Source organism: Alcanivorax sp. HI0044 (assembly GCF_001634945.1).
Window position 1 is genome coordinate 1 of sequence record NZ_LWEZ01000610.1, and the last position, 569, is coordinate 569.

1 protein-coding gene and 1 pseudogene are annotated in these 569 nt (G+C 59.9%); both read left to right on the forward strand.

What is annotated here, in order from left to right; translation table 11 throughout:
- A pseudogene (locus A3730_RS31255) lies at positions 1 to 206 on the forward strand (carboxylesterase/lipase family protein); the annotation flags it as partial.
- 155 nt (positions 207 to 361) lie between these two features.
- Positions 362 to 569: BolA family transcriptional regulator (locus A3730_RS07355; RefSeq protein WP_156501049.1), on the forward strand; the 208-nt coding region annotated here is incomplete at its 3' end.

Genomic DNA, 569 nt, shown 5'->3' on the forward strand with positions numbered 1-569 from the left:
ATTTTACCGGTGGCACCGATGAAGCCCGGGCACTGTCCCGGAAGGTGCAGGATGCCTGGGGCGCCTTTGCCCGTGGGGATTCACCGGGTTGGGATGGCTGGCGCAACGACCGTCAGGTTTGTCAGCTGGGTCCGGGAGAGCCCCGGGCAGCCTTGCTGGATGAGGCCGGCGAACAGCTCTGGCAGGCGATTATCCCCACGGTTTAATGACGTCCCGGGCAGCTGTATTTTCTCTGTGCCCTCAAACCCCGTAGAATACGCGCCCCGCGAGGGGCGTTAGGCCCTGCTGTGACTGGTATAATCAGTCCATTCGCCGTGTTTTCCCGAACGGCCCCGGCCCGGTTTTATCTGTGAGGTGGACCATGAGTGTAGCGACATTGATCGAGCGCAAGGTTTTCGAGGCGGTGCCTGTGGCACATTTCGCGCTGGAAAATGAAAGCCACAAGCACAGCGTGCCGCCGAACTCGGAAACGCATTTCAAGCTGGTGCTGGTGAGCGACGCCTTTGACGGCATGATGCCGGTACGTCGCCACCAGATGTTGTACAAGATTCTGGCCGAAGAACTGGATG